This is a genomic window from Streptomyces sp. WM6386, from assembly GCF_000972385.1.
In the GTDB taxonomy this organism is placed as follows: Bacteria; Actinomycetota; Actinomycetes; order Streptomycetales; family Streptomycetaceae; genus Streptomyces.
Window position 1 is genome coordinate 26983 of the sequence record NZ_JXTE01000007.1, and the last position, 24552, is coordinate 51534.

The following is a 24552-nucleotide window of genomic DNA, read 5'->3' on the forward strand; positions in this document are numbered from 1 at the left end:
GGAATTCTACGGAGCGCCGGGCCGGTCCTCCAAAACCGGAGACGGTCAAGCCTCGCAGGCGGTGATGAGCGTCTCGACCTCCTCGGTGACGGCCTTGGCCAGGACGTCGAGGTCCGGTACCGCCTCGGCGTCGGCGACGAGGCCGTAGTGGACCTGCCCCCGGTACGTCGAGACCGCGACCGCGAGGGACTGGCCGCGGGCCAGCGGCGCGAAGGGGAAGACCTCCGTGACCGGGTTGCCGCCGAGCTTCAGGCCGATGCTGGGCAGGGGCACGCTGGTGACGAGGATGTCGAACCAGAGCCGGGCGGCCTGACTCACCAGCGGCCCGCCGAGGCGGTGGCCCAGCGCGGGGACGTGGTCGGCGAGCAGGGCGACGGCGCCCGCGCCCCGGTTGGGTCCCGCGTCCTTGTTGCGGTCCATGGCCGTGCGGACCGTGTCGAGGCGGGCCAGCGGGTCGGGGTCGTCGACCGGGAGCCTGATCAAGTAGCCGGAGAGCCGGTTGCCCTGTGGGTGCGCGGTGCGCGGGCGGCGCTTGGAGACCGGGATCAGGGCGCGGGGTGCGACGCCCTCGCTGCCGTCGCCGCGCTCGTCCAGCCAGCGGCGCAGGGCGCCGGCGACGACCGCGATCAGGACGTCGTTGACGGTGCCGCCCTGGGCCTTGCGCACCCGGTGCACATCGTCGAGGTCGACGACGACTCCTGCGGTACGGCGGGTCCCGCTCGGCTCGGAGGTCAGCGCGGAGGACGAGCGCACCCCGACGGTGGACAGGGCGACGGACGCGCCGATGTCGAGGGCGCGGCCCACGTCGGAGACGGTGCCCCTGATGAACCCCGGCAGCTTGCGTACGTCGGGGAAGTAGCCCTTCGCGGGCTCCTCGGGACGCGGCTTGCGGGCCGGCAGGTCCATCGGGTCGAGGATGGCGGCCGCGAGGGTCAGCGCGCGCAGTCCGTCGGCCAGGGCGTGGTGGAACTTGAAGAGCACGGCGAAGGAGAAGCCGTCCTCCCCGGGGAGTACATGGGCCTCCCACGGCGGCCGGCCTCGCTCCAGCGGACGCTCCATGAGCCGACCGGCCACGGCCTGGAAGTCGGTGGTGGGCGCGTGCAGCCGGACGTGGTCCAGCGGGTCGAAGTCGGGGGCGGGCTCGCGCGTGGCGCCCCCGAAGGCCAGCGGCTGCCAGACGTCCCGGATCCGCATCCGCAGGCCCGGCACCGCCGCCGCCCGCGCGGCGAGCAGGTCGGCCGCGTGGGCGCCCGCGGCGGGCGAGAGGGCCGAGAAGACGCCGAGGGCGCCCAGGTGCATGGGGTGTTCCGGGGACTCGATGTTCCAGAAAGCCAGGTCGAGAGGGGCGAGCAGGTCAGAAGTCAATGGCTTGCCTCGCGTCGACGACGGGTGAGGGAAACAGTCAATCGCCCGCAGGCGATTACGGTCAAGTACGATCAAGCTACTCACAGTTAACAGCAGATTAAGTCCAGCCTTGGGCGCCCCAGCAGCCCCAAGGACGCCCTTCGCTGTGTCTCAGGACACCTGCCGGCCCTTCCCGAGCGCGATCACGCCCCCCTTGGAGACGGTGTAGAGCTCCGCGTCCCGCTCCGGATTCACCCCGATCGTCGCACCCGGCGGCACCTCGACGTTCTTGTCGAGGACGGCGCCGCGCACCACCGCGCCCCGGCCTATGCGGACGTTGTCGTGCAGGATCGAGCCCTGGACCACGGCCCCCGGGTCCACCCTCACGCCCGGCGACAGAATCGACCGCGTGACCTGACCGCGGATCAGGCAACCCGCACTGATGATCGACTCGCTGGCCATGCCACCCGCGTTGAACCGGGCCGGGGAGAGCTGGCCGGAGTGGGTGTAGATGGGCCACTGCCGGTTGTACAGGTTGAACGCGGGACGCTCGGCGATGAGGTCCATATGGGCGTCGTAGTAGGCGTCCAGGGTGCCGACGTCACGCCAGTAGCCCTGGTCTCGGGTCGTCTCACCGGGCACGTGGTTCAGGCTGAAGTCGTACAGCTGTGCCTCACCCCGGTCGGTGAGCTGAGGCAGGATCGAGCCGCCCATGTCGTGCACCGAGTGCTTGTCCTCGGCGTCCCGCTGCAGCGCCTCTATCAGGGCCTTGGTGGTGAAGATGTAGTTGCCCATCGAGGCGAAGACGCACTCCGGGTCGTCCGCGAGACCGGGCGGGTCGGCGGGCTTCTCCAGGAACCGCTCCACGGTCAGCCCGTCCGACCCCGGCGTGATCACACCGAACTGCGAGGACTCCGAGCGCGGTACCCGGATGCCGGCCACCGTCACACCCGCCCCGCTCTCGATGTGCTGGGTGAGCATCTGCCGCGGGTCCATCCGGTACACGTGGTCGGCACCGAACACCACGACGTACTCGGGCTCCTCGTCGTGCACGAGGTTCAGCGACTGCAGGATCGCGTCGGCGCTGCCCAGATACCAGCGCGGGCCGAGCCGCTGCTGGGCCGGGACCGGGGTGACGTAGTTGCCGAGCAGACTCGACATCCGCCAGGTGGTGGTGATGTGGCGGTCCAGCGAGTGCGACTTGTACTGCGTCAGGACACAGATGCGCAGGATGTCGCCGTTCACGAGATTGGAGAGGACGAAATCGACCAGACGATACGTTCCTCCGAAAGTGACCGCTGGTTTCGCGCGGTCCGCGGTCAGGGGCATCAGGCGTTTGCCTTCTCCGCCCGCCAGTACGATGCCGAGCACCGAAGGTCCGCCACGACGCATGGCCGCTCCCCTCACCCTGGTTGACCCATGCCTGCCCTGGACCGGCGTCTAGTACGCCTGTTTGAGGATCTCCTCATAGAGCCGCACCGTCCGCCGCGCCACCGCGTCCCAGCCGAACTCGCCCACGGCCCGCTCCCGTCCGGCCTCGCCCATCCGCCGGGCCCCTTCCGGATCACCGAGGACCGAGTCCAGCGCACGTGCCAGCGCGGGCTCGAAATCGTCGTCCACCGGGACGAGCACGCCGGTCTTGCCGTCGTCGACGACCTCCGGGATGCCACCGATCTGCGAGGCCACCACGGGAGTTCCGCACGCCATGGCCTCCAGGTTGACGATTCCGAGAGGTTCGTACACCGAAGGGCAGACGAACACGGCGGCGTGCGTGAGGAGTTGGATCACATCCGGGCGCGGCAGCATCTGCGGGATCCAGTGGACACCCTCGCGGACGCTGCTCAGCTCCTGGAACAGCTCGCGGAACTCGCGGTCGATCTCCGGGGTGTCGGGGGCTCCGGCGCACAGCACGACCTGTGCCGCCGGGTCGATGTCCCGTACCGCGCGCAGCAGATGGGGTACGCCCTTCTGCCGGGTGATGCGGCCCACGAAGAGCACGAAGGGCCTGTCCGGGTCGACGCCGATGCGGGTGAGGGCCTCGGTGCCGTGGTCGGGCCGGTAGAGCGCGGTGTCGATGCCGTTGTGCACGACGTGCACCCGGGCCGGGTCCAGGGCCGGATAACAGGCGAGGATGTCCTCGCGCATGGCTCCCGACACGGCGATCACCGCGTCGGCGGCCTCGATCGCGGTGCGCTCGGCCCAGCTCGACAGGGCGTACCCGCCGCCGAGTTGCTCGGCCTTCCAGGGGCGCAGCGGCTCCAGCGAGTGCGCGGTCATCACGTGCGGGATGCCGTACAGCAGCTTGCCGAGGTGGCCGGCGAGGTTGGCGTACCAGGTGTGCGAGTGCACGAGGTCGCGGCCTTCGAGACCCGCGGTCATCGCGAGGTCCACGGAGAAGGTGCGCAGCGCGTCGTTGGCGGTGTCCAGCACGGGCCAGGGACGATGGCGTACGACGCCCTCCGCGCGACCCTCGCCCCAGCAGTGCACGTCGAGGTCGATCAGGGAGCTCAACTCCCGGGCGAGGAACTCGACATGGACGCCCGCGCCGCCGTACACGTCCGGCGGGTACTCCCGGGTCAGCAGTCCCACTCGCACCCGGAACCCCCTGTTCTCAACGGCTGGTTGCTCCTCATGGTCACCCAGATGCGGCGCCCGGGGAAGACCGCGGGGGCCGTGTGAAGCAACAGTCGCCGCAGACACCCCCGCCGGGCACGCGGTAGTAGAGGCAGCAGCTGCGGCGCCGGAGGGTGCCCGCGTCGAGCGCGCCGGCGAGACCGGGGTGGGCGAGGAGTTCCGTGACCAGGGCGCGGGTGCGGGCATCGGCGTCGGGACGGCCGTTCGCCCGCGCCCATCCCGCCAGCTGCCGGGCGGCGCCGGCCAGCGCGGAGGCCGCGTTGCCGCGCAGCAGACCGGCCGCGAGCCGGTACCGGGCGCGCAGCGCCTCCGCCAGCGGTTCGAGGTGGCCCTCCAGTACGGCGTCCGCCAGGCTCGCGGCGTCCCCGGGCAGCGGGCGGACCTCGGTGAGCCACAGATCGTCGGGGGCGCTGCCGTCGGCGTCCCAGCGCATGAGCCGGGCGTCCAGGTCGGGGATACGGCCGTACAGGACGGCACAGCCGAGCGCCGCCGACCACAGCCGGGACGCGAGTCCCTGGTGGGTGATCGAGGCGGCGGTGCGCAGCTCGGGGGCGCCCAGCAGGCCGGCGACCTTTTGAATACGGAAAGTCATGGAATTTCCGTAAACATCACACTTTTCTTCCTCGTACGTTCGCGCTAGCGTCGGCAGTGTTGAACGCGGCGCTGCGCCCGTGCGTAGGAGAAAGAAGCCGCCGAGCGGGCGGAGCGCGGCGAGATCGGTGTCGAGGTCCACGAGGAGCAGTAGTACCAAGGCCCCTAGGGGGTCTCCCCAGGAGGGCTCTGCGTGGTGTCACCCACCTTGGGGAGGACCCACCCTCCGTAGTACTCCATCGGCAGTAGGACCCATTGCCTGCTCAGGTACGACGACGGGAATGGCTTTTCGCGGCATCGTGTTGCACATGGAAGCCGACCGTTCGCCGCGCCGGGGCCATTGCCCCTGCCTCACGCAGAGGAGCAGCTCATGAGCGCCCTCGCGTTGTCCGTGGTCCTGTCGCTCGTTTCCGCCGTCGCGTACGCCGGTGGGGCGATCGTCCAGGAACAGGTCGCGGTGTCCTCCCCCGAGCAGCAGTTCGCGCCCCTGCGGCGGGCGAGCTGGTGGGCGGCGGTCGCGCTGAACGGCCTCGGCGGACTGCTGCACGTGGTGGCGCTGGCGTACGGCCCGCTGAGCCTGGTGCAGCCGCTGGGCGCCCTGACCATCGTGTTCGCCCTGCCCATGGCGGCGCTGTTCGTGCACCGCAAGGCCGGAGCTACGGCCTGGCGCGGCGCGATCATGTCGACTGTGGGTCTGGCCGGTCTGCTCTCCCTGGTCGGCACGTCCGACGCACAGTCGCTGGACACGACGCAGCGGGTGGCCGTCGCCACGGCCACCGGCCTCGCCGTCGTCGCGCTGATGATCGCGGGCCGGGCGGCACACCGGCACCCGGCGGTGCGCAGCATCCTGCTCGCCACCGCCTCCGGCATCGCGTTCGGCATGTCCTCGGTGTTCACCAAGACCGTCGCGGTCGACTGGACCGGCGGTGTGTCGACGGCGGACGTTCCCTCCCTGGCCGTGATCGGCGTCCTGGCCACGGCCGGTGTGCTGCTCTCCCAGGCCTCCTACCGCGGTGCCGGTCTCGCGGCCCCGCTGGCCACCCTCACGGTCGTCAACCCGGTGGCCGCGGCCGCGGTCGGCATCACGATGTTCGGCGAGACCTTCCGCTACGGCACCACGGGCACCGTGCTCGCCCTGGGCTGCGCTGTGGTGGCGGCGGGCGGTCTGATCCTGCTGACGACCGAGCGGCTCGCACGCGCCGAGACGCAGCCGCTGCCCAAGCCGGCCGCGGCGCAGCCCGAGCCTGCCGCGAGGGTGAGCGTGCCGACCGCGAGGGTGAGCGTGCCGACCGCCAGGGTGAACGTGCCGGAGCCCGCCTCCGCCCAGAAGCTGCTGGCCGGTCTGACCGAGCCCGCGACCGCCGAGGAACTGCTCGCCGGCCTCCCCGAGCAGTCGGCGGTCCGGGAGGAGGTCCTGGTCCCGGCACCGGATTCGGTCCAGGACGTCGCGCCGCAGGACCCCGATGACTCTCCGGTCTTTCTCTACGGCCCGCTCTACGGCTACGGCGCGTCGTTCGTCCCGATGCCGGTCCCCGACCGCCATCGCATGCGTGTCAAATCCTGACCGCACGCGACCACGTCCCCGACAGACCTCAGAGCCTGACACCGCCCGTCCGCAGATACGCGACCGGATCGATGTCGGTGCCGAAGCCGGGCCCCGTCCGCACTTCGAAGTGCAGATGCGGGCCCGTGCTGTTGCCCGTGGACCCGGAGCGGCCGATCCGCTGGCCGGCGCCGACGCCCTGTCCGCTCTTCACGGAGATCGCGGACAGATGCGCGTACTGGGTGTACCTGCCGTCCCCGTGCCGGATCACCACCTGGTAGCCGAACGAACCGGCCCACCCGGAACTGACCACCCGCCCCGCCGCGACCGCCTTCACGGAGGTGCCCGTTGCGACGGCGAAGTCGACGCCGGTGTGATAGCCCTTCGACCAGGACGAGCCCGCCTTGTGGTACGGCGTTCCCGTGGGGGCGTCGACCGGGGCGACCAGGGAGTGGCCGGTCTCCTTCGTCTCCTCGGTGTCCGAAGCGGACTTCTCCGACGTCGACTTGGAGGACGTCTGGGTGGTCGTCGTGACCGCCTTGCCGCGCAGACTGAGCCGCTGCCCCGGCAGGATGAGATCGGGATCGGCCCCGATGGTCTTGCGGTTCGCGGCGTAGAGCCGCTGCCAGCCGCCCTTGACGTCCTCCCGGTCGGCGATGCCGGAGAGGCTGTCGCCGTGGACCACGGTGTACATCTCGGCCGTCCCGGCCCGGGACTGGGGCGTGGTCTGCGGCTGTACGTCCTGGACGGAGCTCTTGGCGGACCCGGCGGGGTGGATGTCCGGGGTGTCACCCCCGCGGGTGAGCCCGGCCTCGACCGAGCACACCGGCCAGGCTCCCGGCCCCTGCCCGTCCAGCACCTTCTCCGCCACGGCGATCTGCTCGTCCTTGGTGGCGAGATCGGCCCGCGGCGCGTACCGCGTGCCGCCGAACGCCTCCCAGGTGGACTGGGCGAACTGCAGTCCGCCGTAGTACCCGTTGCCGGTGTTGATGCTCCAGTTGTTGGTCGACTCGCACGCGGCGACCTTGTTCCAGGTGTCCACGTCGGCCGCCTGGGCCGTGCCGGCGCCGATGAGCGGCATCGCCATTCCGGCACCGCCCGCCGTGACGGTGAGTGAGGCGCGGTTGATCCTGTTCGGCTGATACCGGCGGTGCCGACCGCGTACGGCCATGGAGCTCCCCCTCGACATTCGTCAGGAGGGCCAAAAGTAAGCGCCCCGAACAGGCCATGACAAGACGGCAATCGGCCGCCCTGCACCGCGAACAACCAGGAACGCGCCGGACTTTCACCACGGCTGAGGCGGATGGGGCCGTCGTCCGTATCTGCGTACGTCACGCCGAGCACCCCGGACATGCGCTCGGCGTAGCGGCAAGCCAGGATGGTCGGTGGGGCGATACTGACGTGCACGACCGGCACCACCGACACCGGATCCTTTAGGAGCCAACCGAATGAGCAATACAGCCCAGATCGGCGTCACGGGACTCGCGGTCATGGGCCGCAATCTCGCCCGGAACTTCGCACGCAACGGCTACACGGTCGCGTTGCACAACCGGACGGCGTCGCGTACGCACGCCCTGGTCGAGGAGTTCGGGAACGAGGGCGACTTCATCGCGGCGGAGACCGCCAAGGAGTTCGTGGCGGCACTGGAGCGACCGCGGCGGCTGGTCATCATGGTCAAGGCGGGCGATCCGACGGACGCGGTGATCGACGAGTTCGCACCGCTCCTTGAGTCCGGCGACATGATCATCGACGGTGGCAACGCGCACTTCGCGGACACCCGCCGCCGTGAGAAGGCACTGCGCGAGCAGGGCATCCATTTCGTCGGCATGGGCGTCTCCGGCGGCGAGGAAGGCGCGCTCAACGGGCCGAGCATCATGCCGGGCGGCCCGAAGGAGTCCTACGACTCGCTCGGACCCATGCTGGAGAAGATCTCCGCGAAGGCGGTCGACGGTGCGCCCTGTGTGACGCACGTCGGTCCGGACGGCGCGGGGCACTTCGTGAAGATGGTGCACAACGGCATCGAGTACGCCGACATGCAGCTGATCGGCGAGGCGTACCAGCTGCTCCGCGATGTCGCCGGATACTCGCCCGCGCAGATCGCGGACATCTTCCGGACCTGGAACACGGGCCGGCTGGACTCCTACCTGATCGAGATCACCGCCGAGGTGCTGTCCCACGTGGACGCGGCGACCGGCAAGCCCTTCGTGGACGTGGTCGTGGACCAGGCGGAGCAGAAGGGCACGGGGCGGTGGACGGTACAGATCGCCCTCGACCTCGGCGTCCCGGTCTCCGGCATCGCCGAGGCGGTCTTCGCCCGGTCGCTGTCCGGCCACGCCGAACTGCGGGACGCCTCGCGGGGGCTGGCGGGGCCCAAGGCGACCGCGCTGAGCGAGGCGGAGGCCGGCGCGTTCGCCGACCGGGTCGAGCAGGCGCTGTACGCCTCGAAGATCGTGTCGTACACACAGGGCTTCCACGAGATCGCGGCCGCTCGTGAGGAGTACGAGTGGGACATCGACCTCGGTGCGGTGTCTGCCATCTGGCGTGGTGGGTGCATCATTCGCGCCGCGTTCCTGGACCGGATCCGGGCCGCGTACGACGCGCGGGCCGATCTGCCGAGTCTGCTGTCCGACGAGACGTTCGCCCGTGAGATCGCCGACGCGCAGGACGACTGGCGTGAGGCGATCGTCGCGGCGACCCGGCAGGGGGTGCCCACGCCGGGGTTCTCGGCGGCGCTGGCGTACTACGACGGGCTGCGTTCCGAGCGGTTGCCTGCGGCGCTGACGCAGGGGCAGCGGGACTTCTTCGGGGCGCACACGTATCGGAGGGTGGACCAGGAGGGGTCGTTCCACACGTTGTGGGGTGGGGACCGGTCCGAGGTGTCCGCGTAGTAGGGCGCGTGCGGGTGCGTGGGGGCTGATCGCGCCCACGCGGCGGAGCCGCAAATCGATACAGCCCCGCGCCCCCAGGGCACATCCAGGTGGGCGGCGTTCTTACGCCGCCCACCTGTTGCGTTCAGCTCAGTGGAGGTCCGGGCTCCGGGGTCGGTACCGGTTCCGGTCCCGGGGGGACCGGGGACGGCGCGGGGTCCGGGGGCGGAGTCGGGGTCGGGCCGGGTGCCGGAGGCGTCGGCTGCGGTGGGGGGTCCGGGTAGGGGCCCGGGGTCGGGCCCGGGTGGACGGGGTCCGGGAACGGGTTGGTCATCGTGTCCTCCAGCCAGTGGTGACGTCGGCTCTGGACTACTCCCCCGCGTACCCGGCGTCCGCTGCCCCAGTCACCCGGATGGACCGCGTCAGAAGCGCCCGGGGTGGGCCGCCAGCCAGACCTTCGCCGCGCGGAGCAGCGCGGGGTCGGCGGGCGGTGCCTCCTCGGGGTGGCGTTCGGCCCACTTGACGACGTAGGGGCAGAGCGGGGCCACCACGATGCCCTCGCGCTCGGCGGTGGCATAGAGCTCGCGGGCCAGGGAGCCCGCGATGCCCTTTCCCTCGTGGGCCGGTTCCACGATCGTGTGGACGGGGACCAGGGCGCGCTCGGGCGATTCGAGGACGAAGTACTCGATGCGGCCCACGACTTCACCGTCGCCGAGGGCCTCCAGGCGGCCGGCCGGGCGGTCGTCGCGGATCTCGATGTCGCTCATGGGCACGCTCCTGGTCGAAAGCCGTACAGGGATCAGACCGGTACCGACTGCGGGCCGCGCTCCTGGTCCGAGCCCGGCACCGGCTCCGACGGGTCCGCGCCCAGGGCCACGATCCGGTTGCCGTGGTCCACGTGCACGACCCTCGGCTCCAGCGCCCGCGCCTCGGCATCGGTCACTTGAGCGTAACTGATGATGATCACCAGGTCGCCGGGGTGGACGAGATGTGCGGCGGCCCCGTTGATACCGATCACTCCGGAGCCGCGCTCGCCCTCGATGACGTACGTCTCCAGGCGGGCGCCGTTGGTGATGTCGACGATGTGCACGAGCTCACCGGGCAGCAGGTCGGCGGCGTCGAGGAGGTCCGCGTCGATGGTCACCGATCCCACGTAGTGCAGGTCGGCCTGGGTGACGGTGGCGCGGTGGATCTTGGACTTGAACATGGTACGAAACATGAAGAAGCTCCCGTTTTGTCTGCTCCCTGCCTGCTGTGCAGGTCAAGGGCGGTGGGCGCAGCGTACAACCATTCGCACGGGACGCGCGGCCCGTCAGGAGCCGGTACGACGGAGGGCACGCGGCACCGGCCGCGTGCCCTCCGGTCGGCTCAGCCGCCGCTCTTGCGTCGGAACGACCGCTGGCTCGAAGCCGGGCCGTGTGCCGCGCGTACCTTCGACGCGTCGGGGTTGGCGGCGACATCGGCGGCGTCCGCCTGGGCACCGCGCTTGCGGGCCAGGGCTTCGCGGAACTTCGCCTTGAGGTCGTAGTTGCCGTCCTCGTCCGGCGCCAGCGGGGACGTCTCGGCGGCAGCCGGCTCCGAACCTTCCGGGGATGCGGGCTCTGCGGTCATGGTGACCTCCTGGGTTCGGGGTGGGGAAGCACAGCTTGTCATGCCGGGCGCGGTGCGCCGCGCCGGGTCACTCCAGGCCGGTGGGCCTCCGTGACGCAGCCATCGCCTCGTCCACGTCCGTCAGCGGCCGCAGCCGGTAGGTGTAGGCGTAGTCCCGGTCGGCGAACAGCTTGTACTCGTCGTGGGTGTGCGCGCCCCAGCTGTTGTCGCCGCCGACGCCCATCTGGTGGTGGCTCAGACGCAGGACGACCTCCTTGCGCGGGGTGAGCTGGTAGTCGTGGCGGGCCCCCACCGACAGGTCCTCCGGGGTGAAGTGGGAGGCGTTGACCTCCAGGAGCGGTTCGCCGGTGACGAGCAGGCCCGGGCCGTCACCGCCGGTGAGGGCGATCCAGCGGACGTCGGTCCTGTTGCCGCTCTCCTGGGGGCGCAGGTAGGAGGTCCGCTGGCCGGTGACGGTGCCCGAGTACAGGCCCACGTCGGTGGCGTTGTTGCGGTCCCAGTGGTTCTCCTCGGGCCCACGGCCGTAGTAGTGCAGCTTCTCCAGACGGGCGGGCAGGAAGAGCAGGGTTCCCACCTCCGGGATGTACGGCAGCGAGGAGGCGCCCGGGTGCAGGGTGTTGTCGACCTTGATCTCGCCGTTCCCGAAGACCGTGTACGTGGTGGTGTACGTCGACTCGGTGGTCGTGGGCAGGGTGCCGGCGACCTTGATGACGACGGCCTTGTCGTCCAGGGTGCTGACGACGACGTCCGTGACCCTGCGGTCGGTACCGGCGTCGCGCCAGGTCTGGTTGCGGGTGTGCTGGCCGTTGCCGCGGTCGTTGTCGGTGGGGGCCCGCCAGAAGTTGGGGGCGGGGCCGGCGGAGATCAGCTCGGCGCGACCGGCCCGGTACGAGGTGATGACGCCGGTCTTCTTGTCGACGGTGACGGAGAAGCCCTTGCCCGTGACGGTGATCGCCCCGCCGGCGTCCTTGTGGCTCAGCGCCGGGACGCGGGCCGGCGGCAGCGGTGTCACGGCGGGGCTGTCGGAGTCGACGGCGAGTTGCTGCCTGGCCACCTCGAAGCCGGCCTTGGCCCACTTCGTGGTCTCCGTGGTGGTGAAGGACAACTGCAGGAAGTACTCCGCGCCCGGCGCCGGGTCGTCCGGCACTTCGAAGGGCACGGTGATGTCCTTGCTCGACAGCGGCGCGAGGTCCAGTTGGGCCCTGCTCAGTCTGCCGCGCCGGACCACCTTTCCGTCGGCGACGAGTTCCCACCGTCCGTCGAACTCGCGGAGGTTGGTGAAGAGGTACTCGTTGGTGAGGGTCACCGCCCCCGAATTGCCGGACGCCCAGGCCGCGTCGATCGCCTGGTAGATCTGCTTGACCTCGGCGGACTTGCCGGTGAGTCCGCGGTCGGCGGTGACGATGCCGTCGCCGGAGAAGGCCCCGTCGTTGGGGTTGTCGGCCCAGTCGCCGCCGTAGGCGTAGAACGTCCTGTCCCGGGGCCGCTGCTCGGTGAGGTCGACGGTGGCGGCGTCGAACCAGAACCGGACACCGTAGTCGCCGGGTCCCCGGCCGGCGGAGGCGATGTCGGCGGCGCTCAGCGCGCGGGCGTACACACGGGCCCGGCGGACGGTGCCGCTGAACTCCCGGGTGGGGTTGTCGACGTCGGTGGCCAGGGCCAGGGACGCGGTGTTGTTCGAGGGGCGCCGGGTGGTGGTGCGGGTGGCCCGTATCTCGCCGTCGACGTGGAGGGTCAGGGTGCCCGCGTCCGCGTCGAAGACGCCCGCGATGTGGTGCTCGCGGCCGGTCCAGTCGTCCGGCAGCGCCCAGCTCGCGCTGATCCACTGACCGCCGCCGTAGATGAAGAACTCCAGGTTCCGGTCCGTCTGCTTGAGGGCGTACTGGGTGTCGCCCTTGGCGAGGATCGGCTGGTGGTAGCCGGTCACATGCGGGGTGACCCAGGCCTCCAGGGTGAGGGAGCCGGTGAGGTCGAGGCTGGTGTCGCGGGCGAAGACGGTGCCGCCGGAGACGCCCTCGGCGCGGGTGAACGTGCCGGCGGGGGCCTGGAGCTCGCCGCGCAGTGCGGTGGGTCCGGACTCGGTGAACCGCTTGCGCGTGGGCGTGGGCCACTCGAGGGCCTGGTCGACGAAGTCCCAGATCCAGCCGCCCTGGAGGACGTCGTAGCGGCGGACGATGTCCCAGTACTTCTTGAAGTTGCCGTTGGAGTTCCCCATGCCGTGCGAGTACTCGATCATCACGTACGGCCGGGTGTCGTTCGTGTCCTTGGCGCGCGCCTCGACGCGGGAGGGGCTGTCGTACATCTCGGAGCGGATGTCGCTCATGCCCGGGCGGTCGTCACCCTCGTACTGGATGACCCTGGTGGTGTCGTACGACTTGATCCAGTCGTACATGGCGTTGAAGGTGCTGCCGCCGCCCGCCTCGTTGCCGAGCGACCAGATGACCACCGAGGCGTGGTTCTTGTCGCGGTGGACCATGTTGCGGGCGCGATCCACGCAGGCCTCGGTCCAGTCGGCGTGGTTGCCGGGGTACTCGCCGCGGATGCCGTGGGTCTCGAGGTTGGTCTCGCCGACGAGGTACAGGCCGTACTCGTCGGCGAGTTCGAGCCACTGCGGGTTGTTGGGGTAGTGCGAGGTGCGGACGCTGTTGATGTTCAGCCGCTTGATGATCTCGATGTCCTTGACCATGTCCGCGCGGGTGAGGGCCGAGCCGTGCACCGGGTGCATCTCGTGGCGGTTGGTGCCCCGGAAGGAGACCGGTTTGCCGTTGATGCGCATCAGGCCGTCCCTGAGCGCGAACTCGCGCAGGCCGACGCGGTGGGAGAGGGTCTCGATCACCTTGCCCGCCGGGTCGCGCAGGCGGAGCACGGCGGTGTAGAGGTCGGGGTGTTCGGCCGACCACAGGCGCGGCCGGGGCACGGCCCTCGCTGCCTGTACGGTCTGCTCCTTGCCGGAGTCCAGCGCGACGGCCTGCTGCAGCGGCCTGGGCCAGACCGGATGCCCGCTCGGGTCGTACAGCTGGGTCTCGACGGAGTACCGGCCGCCGCCCTGGCCGCCGTAGTCCCGCACGCTCGCGGTCACCGACAGTTCGGCGGACCGGTAGTCGTCGCTCAGCGGGGTGTCCAGCCTGAAGTCGCGCAGGTGCACGGCGGGCGTGGAGTACAGGTGCACCGAGCGGAAGATGCCGCTCAGCCGGATCATGTCCTGGTCCTCGAGCCAGTCTCCGTCGGAGTAGCGGTAGACCTCGACCGCGATCTGGTTGGTGCCCGGCTTCAGGTGCGGGGTGATGTCGTACTCGGCGGGGTCGTAGGAGTCCTCGTGATAGCCGACCAACTCCCCGTTGATCCACACGTAGTGGGCGGACTTGACCCCCTCGAAGTGGAGGAAGGTCCGCCGGCCCTTCCAGTCGCGCGGGACCGTGAAGGTGCGGCGGTACTGGCCCACGGGGTTGTGGCGGGTCGGTGCGGCCGGTGGCTGCGCCTCCTCGCCCATGCCGTTGGGGCCCCACCAGGGGTAGGTGATGTTGATGTAGATCGGGCGGTCGTGGCCGTGCAGTTGCCAGGCGGACGGGACGGGGATGGTGTCCCAGTCGCTGTCGTCGACGTCCGTGCGGTAGAAGTCCGTGTCGCGGTCGTCGGGGCGGTCGGCGTACGCGAACTTCCACTTGCCGTCGAGGCTCATCCGGTACGGGGAGCGGGTGCGGTCCGCGGCCAGGGCCTGTCTCACGTCCGCGTACGGCGTGAGGGTGGTGTGCGGCGGCTCGGACCCCAGCCGGAAGACGGCGATGTTGCCGTTCCACTCGGGGGTGGCCGCCGCGTCGGCGGCCCGTGCCGCGGTGATCGATCCGGGCAGGGCGAGCGCGCCGAGGACCGCGGCACCTCCCTCCAGCAGACGGCGGCGGCTGACGGGCGACACGGGAAAGTGCGACATGACCGTGGCCTTCCTCGGGACGACAGTGTGGGGGCACTGCTTGAGTGAGCGTCAGATCCTGTTCGGTGCTGTTGGGAAACCGAACGCACACTAGGTCGTCGACCCGAGGGAGGCAATGATGTTGTCGGTCTTTGTGTGAATCTGCGGGGTTGACGCGTTCCGTGCGACTGCTCTACGCCACCGCCTCGATCTCCGGGACCTCGCCCCCACGCTCCTCGAACTGGGTCCGGTACAACTCGGCGTAGCGTCCGTCGGCCGCCAACAGCTCCTCGTGCGTGCCCCGTTCGGCGATCCGACCGCCCTCGACCACCAGGATCCGGTCGGCCGCCCGGACCGTGGACAGACGGTGGGCGATGACGATCGCGGTCCGTCCTTCCAGAGCCTCGGTCAGCGCCTCCTGGACCGCCGCCTCCGAGGTGTTGTCCAGGTGGGCGGTGGCCTCGTCGAGGATGACGACGCGCTGGCGGGCCAGCAGCAGCCGGGCGATGGTCATGCGCTGGCGTTCGCCGCCGGAGAGGCGGTAGCCGCGCTCGCCGACCACGGTGTCGAGGCCGTCGGGGAGGGAGTCCACGAGGGCCTCGAGGCGGGAGCGGCGCAGGGCGTCACGGAGTTCGTCCTCGGCTGCCTCCGGGCGGGCCAGCAACAGGTTGGCGCGGACCGTGTCGTGGAAGAGGTGGCCGTCCTGGGTGACCATGCCGAGGGTGGCGCGCAGCGAGCCCGCGGTGAGGTCGCGGACGTCGGTTCCGCCGATCCGCACGGCGCCCTCGTCGACGTCGTACAGACGCGGGAGCAGTGCGGCGATCGTCGACTTGCCCGCGCCGGAGGAGCCGACCAGGGCGATCGTCTGGCCCGGTTCGGCTCGGAAGGAGATGCCCTTGAGGACCTCGTCGCCGCCCCGGGTGTCGAGGGAGGCGACCTCCTCCAGGGAGGCCAGGGAGACCTTGTCGGCGGACGGGTAGCCGAAGCGGACGTCGTCGAACTCGACCGCGACCGGCCCGTCGGGGGCGTCGAGTGCGTCCGGCTTCTCCTCGATCAGCGGCTTCAGGTCGAGCACCTCGAAGACCCGCTCGAAGCTGACCAGGGCGCTCATCACCTCGACGCGGGCTCCGGCGAGGGAGGTGAGCGGGGCGTACAGCCGGGTCAGCAGCAGGGCGAGGGAGACGACCGCGCCCGGCTCCAGGGTGCCGCGCAGGGCGAACCAGCCGCCGAGGCCGTAGACGAGGGCCAGCGCCAGGGCGGAGACCAGGGTGAGGGCGGTGATGAACACCGACTGGGCGGTGGCCGTGCGGACGCCGATGTCGGCGACCCTGCGGGCGCGGGCCGCGAACTCCTCGGACTCCTGCTCGGGGCGGCCGAACAGCTTGATCAGCGTGGCGCCGGGCGCGGAGAAGCGCTCGGTCATGCGGGTGCCCATCGCCGCGTTCAGCGCGGCCGCCTCCCGCTGCATGCGGGCCATCCGGCGCCCCATCCGGCGGGCCGGGATCACGAAGACCGGCAGCAGTACCAGCGCGAGCAGGGTGATCTGCCAGGACAGGGTGAGCATGACGGCGAGGGTGAGCAGCAGGGTGACCAGGTTGCTGACGACTCCGGAGAGTGTGTTGCTGAACGCTCTCTGTGCACCGATGACGTCGTTGTTGAGTCGGGAGACCAGCGCTCCCGTACGTGTCCGTGTGAAGAACGCGACCGGCATGCGCTGCACATGATCGAACACAGCCGTCCGCAGATCGAGGATGAGACCCTCTCCGAGCGTCGACGACAGCCGTCGGCCGAGGATGCCCAGCGCCGCCTCGGCGACCGCGATCAGCGCGATGAGCAGGGCGAGTCGTACGACGGTGCCCTCGTCGTCGCCCGTCACGATGGCGTCCACGACGTGTCCTGCGAGCACCGGGGTGGCGACGGCGAGCAGCGCGGTCGCCACCCCCAATGCCACGAACTGCGCGATGCGGGTGCGGTGCGGCCGGGCGAAGGCGCCGATGCGGCGCAGCGTCGTGCGGGCGAAGGGCCGCGTCTCCTGCTCGGCGTGCATCACGCTCTGCAGCTGTGTCCAGGCTGTGGTTTCCATGCTCATGGGAGCGAACGTACGACCTCAAGCGTTGTTGAGGTCAACACTTCCTGGACGTCCGTCCCCAGGATGTCCACCAGGACCTCTCCCCGCTCGAAGGATCCGATGACCGTACGCAATCCCCCGGCCGCCCTTCCGCAACCCGCAGTTGGCACGGCACGGAGAACCTCTCAGGACGTGAGCCCCCGTCGCGTCCCCGCCCGCCGGATCCGTCAGATCCTGTGTCTGCTTCCGCTTCTGCTCGTCACGGTCGTCGCCGTGCAGCACCGCTCGGTCCTGTCCGAGGGCTTGGGCCATCTGGAGTCGGCCGAGTGGCCCTGGCTGCTGGTCGCGGTCTGCGCGACCTGTCTGACCTGGGTCGCCGCCGCCTGCACCCGCCAGGGCGCGGTCGTTCAGGGGCTGCCCAAGCGGCGGCTGCTGGCGACCCAGTTCGCGGCCGGCGCGGCCAATCACCTGCTCCCCACCGGCCTGGGCGCGAGCGCGGTCAATCTCCGGTTCATGACGGTGTGCGGGCTCCCGCTGGCCCGTTCCTCGGCCGCGCTCGCCCTGTATCTGCTGGCGGAGTCGATCGGCCGGCTGACCCTGCTGGCCGCGCTGCTGATCGCCTTCCCCGACGCGCTGAGCCTGGGAGCCCTCCTGCCCGAGGGCACGCTCGGCGCGCTGCTGCCCGCCCTGGGACTGGTGCTGGTCGTGGCGGCGGGCGTGCTCGTGTTCGTACGGCGGGTGCGTACGACCGTGACCTCGTTCCTGTGCACGGCGCTCCACGAGGCACGCGAGGTGCACACCCGGCCCGCCCGGGCGTTCGCCCTGTGGGGCGGTTCGCTCGCCTTCCCCGCGCTGCAGGCGGCCGGACTGGCCGCGGTGGGGCAGGCGTTGGGGCTGCCGGTGCCGCCGCTGCACATCGCGGTGGCGTATCTCGCGGCGACGGTCGCCGTCGCGCTGGTGCCGACGCCCGGCGGGATCGGCTCGGTGGAGGCGGCGCTGATCGTGGCGCTGGTGGCGGCGGGCGGTCCGGCGGCGATCGCTACGGCCGTGGTGCTGGCGTACCGGATCATCACCGTGTGGCTGCCGCTGGTTCCGGGGGCGTTGACGCTGGGAGCGCTGGTACGCATGAAGGTCATCTGAACGAGGGTCGTCTGACCCCGAGGAGCCCGCGGTGAACTCGGCTACGGCATGGGCGTGTTGGCGGAGGGCCTGGAGGGCGCCGCCGGATACGCCTCCGGGGCGGGGCGGCACGGGTCGTTCAAGAACCCCTGAACGGTGCCGGCCACCCGCGCACCGGCACGAGCGGCCTCGGCCGCGCTCTCTCCCGGGTGCAGCAGAGTGCCGGCGGCGAAGACGCCGGGCCGTGAGGTCTCGGGGGCCAGGGTCAGGCCTCCTCTGCGCGCCAGCTCGTTCTCGGGCACGAAGTCGCCGGTGAACACGACGGTGTCGCACGCCAGGACAGCCGTACGACCGTCTCGGTGCCGGACACGGACGCCGGACAGCCGTCCGTGGCCGAGGAGTTCGACGACCGCGGTCCCGGTGAGCAGGGGGACGCGTCGGCGAAGGCGGGCGTCCTGGGCGCGGAGTCCGGTGGTCCGTGCCCGGTCCGACTCCGTGACCATGGCGACGACCTCGGCTCCGGCGGCCCGTACGGTGTCGGCGGCCGAGTACGAGACGCCTTCCGCACCGATGATCACCGCCCGCGTCCCGATCCGCTGCCCGTACAGGTGCACGGCCTGCTGGAGTTCACCGGTGGTGTAGACGCCGGCCGGCCGGGTCCCCGGCACCAGGCGTGCGGCGCGCGGGCGTTCACGGGCGCCGGTGGCCAGGATCACGGCCCGCGCCTCGATGGTCGCGGGGCCGTCCCGGCCGACGGTGGCGAGCGCGAGGGCGCCGCGGGCCGGGTCCGCCCAGTCGAGGACGCTCACTCCGGTCCTCACGACCGCCCCGGTCCGCTGCGCCGCGTCCACGAGCAGCCGGGCGTACGCGGGACCGGTCAGCGGATGGAGCCAGGTGCCGTAGCCGCCGTGCGCGCAGTGCCGTGGCACTCCCCCGGCCCGCTGCTCCCGGTCCAGCACCTCGACCTTGCCGGCACCGCCGACGGCCAGGCGGGCGGCGGCGGCGAGACCCGCGGGACCGGCGCCCACCACGAGGACGTCGACCTCGCGATTCATACCCGGACCCCCTCGAAGAACTCGCGCACCGCCGCGCCACCGCGGGCGCCGTCCTGACGCGTCACGTCCGGGCCTCCTCGAACAGCTCCCGTACGGTCGCCCCGCAGTAGAACCCCTGGCAGCGCCCCGACCGGGCCCGGGTGCGGCGGCGCAGCCCGTCGAGGCTGCCCGGCGGGACCGTACCGGCGAGGGCGTCGCGGATCTCGCCGCGGGAGACGCGTTCGCAGTGGCAGACGAGGGTGCCGTACTCCGGGTCGGCGGCGATGAGTTCGGGGCGCTGGTAGGGGCGGGGGAAGGCTTCGCCGAGGTTGGGCATGTGCACGGGATCCAGGTCGCGCGCAGGCCCCGACTCAAGTCCGTTCTTGGCTAGTTGTTCGACGACATGTCCCGCGATGGCGAGCGAGGCGGTCAGGCCGGTCGAGCGGATGCCGCCCACCGTGACGTAGGACTGTTCCGGGTGGACGTGGATGCGGTAGTCGTCGTGCTCGGTGGCGGCGCGCAGTCCGGCGTAGACGGCGGTGACCTCCTCGTCGAGCAGTTCGGGCAGGATGCGGCGGCCCTGCTCACGCAACTGGGACAGGCCTTCGGCGGAGGACTGCGTGGCCCGCTTGTCGTCGAGGTCCTCGGCGGTGGGCCCGAGGAGGACGTTGCCGTACACGGTGGGTGTCACCAGGACGCCCTTGCCGAGGGCCGTCGGGACGGGCAGGAGGATGTGCCGGACCAGGCTCCGGGCGAACTTGTCGAAGACGATGAGCTGGCCGCGGCGCGGGGTGACGGTGAAGTCGTGGTGGCCGAGCCGCCGGTCGAGGGTGTCGGCGTCGAGACCGGCCGCGTTGATCACCCAGCCGGCGTGGAGGGCGCCCCGCGTCGTGACCTGGACGCCTTGTTCCACCCGGCAGTTGAGGTGCAGGTCCACTCCGTGCCGGACGGCCTGCGTGGCGTAGGCCAGGGTCGTCGTCCAGGGGTCGATGATGCTCTCGCCCGGGACCTCCAGAGCCCCCAGCGCACCGGGGCCCAGGTGCGGCTCGCGCTCGTACACTTCGGCCGCGCCGAGCAGCCGGGACTCCCTGTAGTCGTTGCGCTCGGCCTTCTCCGCGAGGCGGGGCAGTTCGGCGAGCTGTTCCTCGTCCCAGGCGACGAGGAGGGCGCCGACCGGCTCGACGGGGATGCCCGACTCGGCGGCGAATCGGGCCAGTTGGTGTGACCCCTCGCGGACGAGCCGCGCCTCCAGCGAGCCGGGGACCGCGTCGAACCCGGTGTGCAGGATCGCCGTGTTGGCCTTCGAGGTGCCCTGGCCCACGTCGTCCTGCGCCTCGACGAGCGCGACACGCAGGCGTGGGTATCGGGCGAGTTCGCGGGCGATCGCGCTGCCGACGACTCCGGCGCCGACGATCGCCACGTCGTAGGTGGTGGAAGGCAGCGGTCCGGCCGTGGTGACCGTCATACGGGTGTCCGGTCGAGCAGTGCGGCGACCTCGGTGCGGAAGCCGGCGCGGCGCTCGGCGGCCTCGTCGGGGGTGATGCGCGGCTCGTAGACGGCGGCCGGCTTCCAGTCGGGCAGCGCTTCGGCGACCGTCAGGTCGGGCTCGGCGCCCAGCCGGGCCAGGGCGCCGACGCCGAGCGCGGTCGCGTCGGGCAGGGCGGACACCTCGACGGGACGTTGCAGCAGGTCGGCCTGGGTCTGCATGAGCAGGGTGGAGCGGGTGAGGCCCCCGTCGACACGCAGGGCGGTGAAGGGCGCGCCGAGGTCGGTGCCGGCCGCGTCGGCGAGCTCGGCGACCTGGGCGGCGATGCCCTCGCACAGGGCGCGCACGATATGGCCGGGACCCGTGTCGAGGCCGAGCCCGGTGAGCGATCCGCGCAGGTCGCCGCGCCACCAGGGGGCGGCGAGCCCGGCCAGTGCGGGGACGAAGGTGACGCCGGCGCTGTCGGGCACCGTGGCGCCGACGGCGTCGAGGTCGGCGGCGCCCTTGATGATGCCGAGGTCGGCGAGCCAGCGCACGGCGGACGCGGCCGTGTACACCTGGCCGTCGAGGCAGTAGCTCGCCTCTCCGCCGAGCCGCCAGGCGACACAGCTGACCAGCCCGGAGGTGCCGTGGCTCGGGGTGTCGCCGGTGTGGGCGAGGAGGAAGGCGCCGGTGCCGTAGGTGCACTTGGCGCCGCCGGGTGCGGTGATGCGCTGGGCGAGCAGGGCGGCCTGCTGGTCGACGGCGAGGCCGGTGAGCGGGATCTCGGGCCCGAACTCCTTGGTCACGGCTATGTGTTGGGCGTTGTCGACGACCTTGGGGAGCCGTTCGTCGGCGAGTCCGTACAGGTCGAGGGCGCGCGGTGACCAGCGGGCGCGGTCGAGGTCGAGGAGCTGGGTGCGGCCGGCGGTCGCGGCGTCGGTGACGTAGGCGCCGGTGAGACGGTGGACGAGCCAGGCGTCGGTGGTGGTGACGACGCCCTCGCGGGTGCGGTGGCAGCGTATCCAGGCCATCTTGGGGGCGGCGAAGTACGGGTCGAGGGGCAGGCCGGTCAGTTCACGCAACTCATCCGCGTACGGGGCGAGTTCCTCGCACACCGACTCGGCGCGGCGGTCCTGCCAGACGAGCGCCTCGGTGAGCGGGCGGCCGGTGTCGGGATCCCAGGCGAGCACGGTCTCGCCCTGGTTGGCGAGGCCCAGCGCCACGACGGGTTCGCACGCCTCGGCCAGGGCGCGGTGGCCGGCGTCGACGACCGAGGCGTACAGCTCCTCGGGGTCGACCTCGACCAGGCCGCCGGGCAGATGGCGCGGCCGCACCTCGGCGAAGCCGGCGCCGATGACACCGCGTTCGGGGCAGACGACGAGGGCCTTGGTGCCGGATGTGCCCTGGTCGACAGCGAGCACCGGACCTGTCATCGAGCCCTCCCCGGGGCGTGCCTTCGGACCATTTCTCGGCGATCACCGTGCGACAGCCTGCCGTCGCCCGACACATCGCGTCAAGCGGGGCTGACTGTGAGTCAACCCTCCGGCTCCGCAAAGGAGTTCGAAAAGATCGGGAAACGGGAGAAGATGCGGAACCTCCGCCTCTATAGTGACCGCCGCGACCGACGTGAGCTCCTCAACTGCCGCCCAGAGGAGGGCTGTTGTTACTCCACCCTGCCGTCAGAACCCGCCCGCTGCCCGGGGCGGGAGGCTGATGGCCAGAGAAGGAGCACGCCCCGCCTACGATCCCGCAGGCCATGACACCGCGCTGCGCGCCACCCTCCAGGAGTTACGCACGGGGCGCTGGATGTCGATGCGCCGGCTCCTCACGGAGACCACGGCCTGGTGGCAGTGGACCCAGCGCACCCAGGTCCTCGCCACCGCGGCCGCCGGCACCGACGTGGTGCGCGCCTGGCTCGAGGAGGAACCGCACAGCGTCCCGGCCACGGTGATGCACGCCAGGGTCGCCGTGGAACGGGCGCTGCGGGCACACCGCGAGGGCCACCCCCACACCCTCGACCTGTGGCACGAGGCCTGGCGGGCGAGCCACACCGCGACCCGGGCCGCCCCACCGGACCCCGTCCCCTGGGTGTGTCTGCTGGCGCTGGCCCGGCTCGACCGGGAGCGGCAGTGGGCCGAGCACCGGGTGGCGCCTCCCGGGCCGATGCTGCCACCGGGCCCGTGGGGTCTGCTCGCCGAGGCCGACAAGCGCGACCCGTACAACCGCGAGGCCCACCACCGGATGCTCCAGTTCCTCTACGAGCACGGCACCTCGGGGCGGCTCGCGGAGGCCGCCGGCTACGCGCACTGGGCCGCCGACACCGCTCCCCCGGGCTCCGCGCTGCACGTCCTGCCCCTCTACGTCCGGGTCGAGCGCTACCGCCGCTCCGGCGGCCGCGACGCCGCGCTCGACCTGCACTGGGTCGCCGAGGACGCCACCCGCGAGGCCCAGCGCGCGCTGTACGCCTGGTTCGAGCAGACCTTCACCGCCGAGCGCTCCCAGCTGGACCTGAATCATGTCGCCCACGCCCTGTGGGGCGCCCTCCAGTTCACCGACGCGACGCGGGTGTTCGAGGCACTCGGCCCGTACTGGACGCCCCTGCCCTGGGCGTACCGCACCCCCGATCAGGGCGACACCGCCCAGGCCGTGGAGATCTTCCTCCAGGCCCGGGCGCGCTGCCGTCCCGCGTGATCCACCACCAGTCCCGGAGGTACGTATGTCCCGCACCACCGACGGCCGCCCACCGCACGACGAGGAGCAGCGTCTGCGCGAACTCGGCTACCGGCCGGTCCTCGCCCGCCGTATGGGCGGTTTCGGCAACTTCGCGATCAGCTTCTCGGTGATCTCGATCCTGTCCGGCTGCATGACCCTGTACGGCTTCGGGCTCGGCGCGGGCGGTCCCGCGGTGATGCTGTGGGGCTGGGCCGGGGTCGGCCTGTTCGTCCTGTGCGTGGGCCTCGCGCTCGCCGAGGTCACCAGCGCGTATCCGACATCCGGCGCGCTCTACTACATGGCGGACCGGCTCGGCGGCCGCCGCTGGGGCTGGTACACGGGTTGGCTGAATCTGCTCGGTCTGCTGGGTGCGATCGCCGGCATCGACTACGGCGCGGCACTGTTCGCGGGCGCGTTCGCCAATCTCCAGTGGGGCTTCGAGCCGACGCCGGAGAAGACGATGCTCATCTTCGCCGTCATCCTGCTGCTGCACGCCGTACTGAACCTCTTCGGTGTGCGCCTGGTCAGCGTGCTCAACTCCATCAGCGTGTGGTGGCATCTGGCGGGCGTCGCCCTCATCGTCGGCGCGCTGGCGATCGTGCCGGACCACCACCAGTCGCCGTCCTTCGTCTTCACCGAGTTCGTCAACGACACCGGCTGGTCGAGTCCCTTGTACGTGGCGGCGGTCGGCCTGCTCCTGGCCCAGTACACCTTCTCCGGCTACGACGCCTCCGCCCATCTGTCCGAGGAGACCTCCAACGCCTCCGTGTCGGCCGCGAAGGGCATCGTCCGCTCCATCTGGGTCTCCTGGATAGCGGGCTTCGTCCTGCTCGCCGGTCTCACCTTCGCCATCCAGGACTACGACGCCACCCGGGCCACCGACACCGGGGTGCCGCCCGCGCAGATCCTGCTGGACGGCCTCGGCACGGACGGCGCGAGCGCGCTCCTCATCGTGGTGATCGTCGCCCAGCTGTTCTGCGGCAACGCCGAAGTCGCCGCGGCCAGCCGGATGGTGTTCGCGTTCAGCCGGGACGGGGCACTGCCGGGCTCGGCCCTGTGGCGCAAGGTCAGCAGCCGCACCCAGACCCCGGTCGCGGCCGTGTGGCTGTCGGTCTCGGTGGCCGGCCTCCTCGCCCTGCCGTCCCTGTACTCGGCGACGGCGTACGGCGCGGTCACCGCCATCAACGTCATCGGCATCACTCCCGCGTACGCCATCCCCGTACTGCTGCGGCTGCGCGCGGGCGACCGGTTCCAGCCGGGCCCCTGGAGCCTGGGCCGGTGGAGCAAGCCCGTCGGATGGATCGCGGTGGTGTGGGTGGCGTTCGTCACGGTGCTCTTCTGTCTGCCGCAGTCCTCGCCGGTGACGGTCGACACGATGAACTACGCGTCCGTCGCCCTCGCGGTCGTACTCGTCCTCGCCACCGTGTGGTGGTACGCCGCCCGCCGTTCGTACGGGACGCCCACCACGGCGGCGTACGGCTCCGACCGTGACCAGGCGGAACTGGCTGAGGGGATCGTCTGAGCAGAGCCGTCCGCCCCCGGTGCCACCTACGAACTCCTGTGCCGGATACGGCAGGATGAGCGGTCGCGCCCGTCGTGGCGCCTTCACGGCCCGCGCGGTCGCTCATCCAGCACTTTCGAACAGGTGGCAACG

Annotated in this window: 17 protein-coding genes and 2 pseudogenes; 6 read left to right on the top strand and 13 right to left on the bottom strand. The window is 71.4% G+C overall.

Annotated elements, in window-relative coordinates:
• Positions 1 to 45 precede the first annotated feature (45 nt).
• The 4 genes from TN53_RS06105 to TN53_RS06120 all read right to left on the bottom strand — a co-directional run bounded on the left by TN53_RS06105 (position 46) and on the right by TN53_RS06120 (position 4729).
• Positions 46 to 1365: a wax ester/triacylglycerol synthase family O-acyltransferase gene (locus TN53_RS06105; RefSeq protein ID WP_046257339.1), complete on the bottom strand. Its 1320-nt coding sequence runs from the start codon at positions 1363 to 1365 to the stop codon at positions 46 to 48.
• Positions 1366 to 1515: 150 nt separating this feature from the next.
• A complete protein-coding gene (gene glgC / locus TN53_RS06110) occupies positions 1516 to 2736 on the bottom strand; it encodes a glucose-1-phosphate adenylyltransferase (RefSeq protein WP_046257340.1) in 1221 nt (406 codons plus the stop codon).
• Between the two features lie 48 nt (positions 2737 to 2784).
• The gene (glgA, locus tag TN53_RS06115) at positions 2785 to 3939 is read right to left on the bottom strand and encodes a glycogen synthase (protein WP_046257341.1); all 1155 of its coding nucleotides are present in this window, start codon (positions 3937 to 3939) and stop codon (positions 2785 to 2787) included.
• A 40-nt stretch (positions 3940 to 3979) separates the two neighbouring features.
• Positions 3980 to 4729, bottom strand: a complete 750-nt coding sequence (locus TN53_RS06120) for a (2Fe-2S)-binding protein (RefSeq protein ID WP_095046323.1) — start codon at positions 4727 to 4729, stop codon at positions 3980 to 3982.
• A gap of 210 nt (positions 4730 to 4939) precedes the next feature.
• On the opposite strand from TN53_RS06120, the gene TN53_RS06125 reads away from it, so the two are divergent.
• The gene (locus TN53_RS06125) at positions 4940 to 6133 is read left to right on the top strand and encodes a DMT family transporter (RefSeq protein ID WP_046257343.1); all 1194 of its coding nucleotides are present in this window, start codon (positions 4940 to 4942) and stop codon (positions 6131 to 6133) included.
• Positions 6134 to 6161: 28 nt separating this feature from the next.
• On the opposite strand, the gene TN53_RS06130 is transcribed toward TN53_RS06125, so the two are convergent.
• Complete coding sequence (locus TN53_RS06130; RefSeq protein WP_046257344.1) at positions 6162 to 7283, bottom strand: transglycosylase family protein; 1122 nt, start codon at positions 7281 to 7283, stop codon at positions 6162 to 6164.
• 277 nt (positions 7284 to 7560) lie between these two features.
• Here TN53_RS06130 and gndA point away from each other — a divergent pair, with 277 nt between their 5' ends.
• On the top strand, positions 7561 to 9000 hold the full coding sequence (gndA, locus tag TN53_RS06135; protein ID WP_046257345.1) for an NADP-dependent phosphogluconate dehydrogenase: 1440 nt from the start codon (positions 7561 to 7563) through the stop codon (positions 8998 to 9000).
• A 401-nt stretch (positions 9001 to 9401) separates the two neighbouring features.
• Here the strand turns inward: gndA and TN53_RS06140 are convergent, their stop codons facing one another.
• The 5 genes from TN53_RS06140 to TN53_RS06160 form a co-directional block, all read right to left on the bottom strand.
• On the bottom strand, positions 9402 to 9746 hold the full coding sequence (locus TN53_RS06140; protein ID WP_046257346.1) for a GNAT family N-acetyltransferase: 345 nt from the start codon (positions 9744 to 9746) through the stop codon (positions 9402 to 9404).
• A 32-nt stretch (positions 9747 to 9778) separates the two neighbouring features.
• Positions 9779 to 10198 carry an aspartate 1-decarboxylase gene (panD, locus tag TN53_RS06145; RefSeq protein ID WP_046257347.1) on the bottom strand — a complete coding sequence of 140 codons (420 nt, stop codon included), beginning with the start codon at positions 10196 to 10198 and terminating at the stop codon, positions 9779 to 9781.
• 149 nt (positions 10199 to 10347) lie between these two features.
• Positions 10348 to 10590: a DUF5302 domain-containing protein gene (locus TN53_RS06150; RefSeq protein ID WP_046257348.1), complete on the bottom strand. Its 243-nt coding sequence runs from the start codon at positions 10588 to 10590 to the stop codon at positions 10348 to 10350.
• A 67-nt stretch (positions 10591 to 10657) separates the two neighbouring features.
• Positions 10658 to 14518, bottom strand: coding sequence for a glycoside hydrolase family 2 TIM barrel-domain containing protein (locus tag TN53_RS06155; RefSeq protein ID WP_046257349.1), 3861 nt, complete (start codon positions 14516 to 14518; stop codon positions 10658 to 10660).
• Between the two features lie 172 nt (positions 14519 to 14690).
• Entirely contained in the window at positions 14691 to 16586 is a 1896-nt protein-coding gene (locus TN53_RS06160; RefSeq protein ID WP_199924520.1) for an ABC transporter ATP-binding protein, read from the bottom strand.
• A gap of 99 nt (positions 16587 to 16685) precedes the next feature.
• On the opposite strand from TN53_RS06160, the gene TN53_RS06165 reads away from it, so the two are divergent.
• Both TN53_RS06165 and TN53_RS49475 read left to right on the top strand, forming a co-directional pair.
• The gene (locus TN53_RS06165) at positions 16686 to 17705 is read left to right on the top strand and encodes a lysylphosphatidylglycerol synthase transmembrane domain-containing protein (RefSeq protein ID WP_095046326.1); all 1020 of its coding nucleotides are present in this window, start codon (positions 16686 to 16688) and stop codon (positions 17703 to 17705) included.
• Between the two features lie 27 nt (positions 17706 to 17732).
• Positions 17733 to 17837: pseudogene (locus TN53_RS49475) on the top strand (enoyl-CoA hydratase); the annotation flags it as partial.
• Here TN53_RS49475 and TN53_RS06170 read toward each other — a convergent pair.
• The 3 genes and pseudogenes from TN53_RS06170 to TN53_RS06180 all read right to left on the bottom strand — a co-directional run.
• Positions 17789 to 18739, bottom strand: a pseudogene (locus TN53_RS06170) (NAD(P)/FAD-dependent oxidoreductase); the annotation flags it as partial. The pseudogenes TN53_RS49475 and TN53_RS06170 overlap by 49 nt on opposite strands.
• Positions 18740 to 18800: 61 nt before the next feature.
• Positions 18801 to 20183, bottom strand: a complete 1383-nt coding sequence (locus TN53_RS06175) for an FAD-dependent oxidoreductase (protein WP_046257351.1) — start codon at positions 20181 to 20183, stop codon at positions 18801 to 18803.
• The gene (locus TN53_RS06180) at positions 20180 to 21619 is read right to left on the bottom strand and encodes an FGGY family carbohydrate kinase (RefSeq protein WP_046257352.1); all 1440 of its coding nucleotides are present in this window, start codon (positions 21617 to 21619) and stop codon (positions 20180 to 20182) included. The genes TN53_RS06175 and TN53_RS06180 overlap by 4 nt, the downstream gene beginning before the upstream one ends.
• A gap of 280 nt (positions 21620 to 21899) precedes the next feature.
• Between TN53_RS06180 and TN53_RS06185 the strand changes: the two genes are divergently transcribed.
• Together TN53_RS06185 and TN53_RS06190 are read left to right on the top strand one after the other, a co-directional pair.
• Positions 21900 to 22877 carry a hypothetical protein gene (locus TN53_RS06185; RefSeq protein ID WP_046257353.1) on the top strand — a complete coding sequence of 326 codons (978 nt, stop codon included), beginning with the start codon at positions 21900 to 21902 and terminating at the stop codon, positions 22875 to 22877.
• Positions 22878 to 22902: 25 nt separating this feature from the next.
• The gene (locus tag TN53_RS06190; protein WP_046257354.1) at positions 22903 to 24420 is read left to right on the top strand and encodes an amino acid permease; all 1518 of its coding nucleotides are present in this window, start codon (positions 22903 to 22905) and stop codon (positions 24418 to 24420) included.
• The last annotated feature ends 132 nt before the right edge of the window (positions 24421 to 24552 follow it).